This window comes from Mesorhizobium sp. M7A.F.Ca.CA.004.12.1.1, assembly GCF_003997835.1.
Lineage (GTDB): Bacteria > Pseudomonadota > Alphaproteobacteria > Rhizobiales > Rhizobiaceae > Mesorhizobium.
The window spans coordinates 1-2154 of record NZ_RZRK01000948.1 but is presented as its reverse complement, the minus strand read 5'-3'; the positions used below and the strand labels follow the sequence as shown (position 1 = coordinate 2154).

The following is a 2154-nucleotide window of genomic DNA, read 5'->3' as shown; positions in this document are numbered from 1 at the left end:
GTTGATCGCTGAGCCGTGGGACATCGGTTCCGACGGCTATCAGCTCGGTAATTTCCCGCCGCCCTTCCTCGAATGGAACGACAAGTATCGCGATGACGTCAGGCGCTTCTGGCGCGGCGACGCCGGCATGGTCGGTGCGCTGGCGACCCGGCTTGCCGGTTCGTCCGATGTGTTCGCAACGAACCGGCAAAACGCCAGTCGGACCGTCAATTTCATCGCCGCCCATGACGGCATGACGCTCGCCGATATCGTGCGCTACGAGCGCAAGCACAACGAAGCCAATGGCGAGCAGAACCGCGACGGTCACAATGAAAACCTATCCTGGAACAACGGCGTCGAAGGGGATGCGGACGATCCGGCCGTATGGGAGTCTCGCCAGAACGATCAGTGCGCGCTGCTCGCCACGCTGTTTGCCTCGCGCGGCACCATCATGCTGACCGCAGGCGACGAGTTCGGCCGCACCCAGCAAGGCAACAACAACGCCTATGCGCAGGACAACGAGATCACCTGGCTCGACTGGGCCGGCCGTGACCAGGTGCTGGAGCGCTACACGGAGGAACTCTCGAGGCTGCGCCGGTCGATGCCGGCGCTCTCCGATACAAGCTTCCTCACTGGCCAGCCACCGGCAGGTTCAGAGATACCGGACGTCGCATGGCTGACCGAGACAGGCGCGCCGCTCAATGAACAGTGCTGGCAGGACCCGCAGCGGTACCGCCTCGTCATGATCCTGGGTGGCGTCAGCCGCCTTGCCGTCATCATCAACGGCGATCGCCGGGCCTGCATGTTCACCTTGCCTGAGCGAGACGGATTCTTCTGGGCTCCAGCCATCGAAGCGCCGGATGCGGCGGACAGATCGCGACCGATATCGGGACGGGCGGTGATCTTCATGATCGAACGAGCGCAAGCCGGCACAGGGGAGAAGCGCAATGGCGGCGAGTGACAAGACCGGATGGTGGCGTGGTTGCGTCATCTACCAGATCTATCCGCGCTCCTTCCAGGACACGACCGGCGATGGCAGCGGCGATCTCGCCGGTATCACCTCGAGGCTCGCCCATGTCGCCTCGCTTGGTGTCGATGCCGTCTGGCTGTCGCCTTTCTTCAAGTCGCCGATGGCCGATATGGGCTACGACGTGTCGGATTACTGCGATGTCGATCCGATGTTCGGCACGCTCGAGGATTTCGATGCGCTGGTCGCCGAGGCGCATCGTCTCGGCCTGAAGATCGTCATCGACCAGGTGCTGTCGCATTCGTCCGACAGGCACGACTGGTTTGTCGAAAGCCGCGCCAGCCGCGATAACCCCAAGTCGGACTGGTATGTCTGGGCCGATGCCAAGCCAGATGGCGGGGCACCCAACAACTGGCTCTCCGTGTTCGGTGGCCCGGCCTGGGAATGGGATTCGACCCGCCGGCAATACTACATGCACAACTTCCTAGCCTCGCAGCCCGACCTGAATTTCCACAACCCGGAGGTCCAGGACGCGCTTCTCGACACGGTGCGGTTCTGGCTGGAGCGCGGCGTCGACGGCTTCCGGCTCGATACGGTCAATTACTATGTCCACGACCGCTGGCTGCGCAGCAATCCGCCCCTGGCGTCGAGCGTCGCCGGCACCAACGGCGAGACCAACACCTACCTCTACCAGGAGCATCTGTTCGACAAGACGCAGCCGGAAAACCTGGCGTTCCTGCGCCGCTTCAGGGCGCTGCTCGATGAATATGACGACCGCGCCGCGGTTGGCGAAATCGGCGATGAAGGCCGCTCGCTGCAGACGCTCGCGGCTTACACCTCAGGCGGCGACAAGCTGCATATGTGTTACACCTTCGACCTGCTCGGTCCGCAGTTCTCGGCCGCGCATGTGCGTGGCTGCGTCGAAGCCTTCGAGGCGGCCGTCTCCGACGGCTGGGTCTGCTGGGCGTTCTCCAACCATGACGTGGTGCGCCATGTCAGCCGCTGGACAAGGCCGGGCAGCGATCCCGACGCCGTCGCAAGATTCTCGATCATGCTGTTGTCCTGCCTGCGCGGCTCGATCTGCCTCTATGAGGGCGAGGAGCTGGGCCTGGAGGAGGCGGAGCTGGCCTATGAGGATCTGCGCGATCCCGTCGGCATCCGCTTCTGGCCAGGCGTCAAGGGCAGGGATGGGTGTCGCACGCCAATGG

The 2154-nt window shown here is 63.8% G+C and carries 1 protein-coding gene and 1 pseudogene; both read left to right on the top strand.

Annotated features, from left to right (window positions below):
- Positions 1–940, top strand: a pseudogene (locus EN984_RS32105) (glycogen debranching enzyme GlgX); the annotation flags it as partial.
- The coding region (locus tag EN984_RS32100) for an alpha-amylase family glycosyl hydrolase (protein WP_127384241.1) at positions 927–2154 on the top strand (1228 nt) is incomplete at its 3' end. The pseudogene EN984_RS32105 and the gene EN984_RS32100, both read left to right, overlap by 14 nt.